This window comes from Massilia sp. 05N420, assembly GCF_056397205.1.
In genome coordinates this window covers 1-591 of sequence record NZ_JBFTMX010000120.1, presented here as the reverse complement: position 1 = coordinate 591, position 591 = coordinate 1, and the positions used below count along the sequence as shown (strand labels likewise).

The following is a 591-nucleotide window of genomic DNA, read 5'->3' as shown; positions in this document are numbered from 1 at the left end:
CCGATTGCGTGCTGCGCCTCGTGCGGCTGACGGAGACGCCGAAGGCGATCCCGGTGCTCTATCCGGCGATCATGCGCGAGATCTGCTACTGGCTGCTGACGGGGCCGAACGGCCGCGAGGTCTGCAAGCTGGCACTGCCCGGCAGCCACGCAAGGCGGATGACCGATGCGATCAACCTTTTGCGCGACAATTTCACCGCGCCCATGCGCATCGAACAGCTGGCAGCGGCAGCCCGCATGAGCCCCTCCTCCTTCCCCCAGCATTTCAAGGAGATGACGGCGATGACGCCGCTGCAATATCAGAAGAACCTGCGCCTGCTCGAAGCGCGCCGGCTGATGGTGGCGGATGGCGCCAGCGTTGCGACGGCGGCCTATGAAGTGGGCTATGAAAGCGCCTCGCAATTCAGCCGCGAATATGCCCGCACCTTCGGCACGCCACCGAAGCGGGATGTCACCGAGATCAAGGCGATGCCGTTTCAGGCGGTTGCCTGATGCCGTCTGGAACAGGCGGATGCTCCATAGAGAAGCATCCGCCTGTCGCACTTACTCAGCAGCCTTCAGCGAGCTGATGATACCCTGCAGTTCGGAAGCA

At 63.3% G+C, this 591-nt stretch carries 1 protein-coding gene; it reads left to right on the top strand.

Annotation, left to right across the window (positions count from 1 at the left end; all coding sequences use genetic code 11):
• The coding region (locus AC1DIX_RS27560) for an AraC family transcriptional regulator (RefSeq protein WP_477328504.1) at positions 1-491 on the top strand (491 nt) is incomplete at its 5' end.
• Between the last annotated feature and the right edge of the window lie 100 nt (positions 492-591).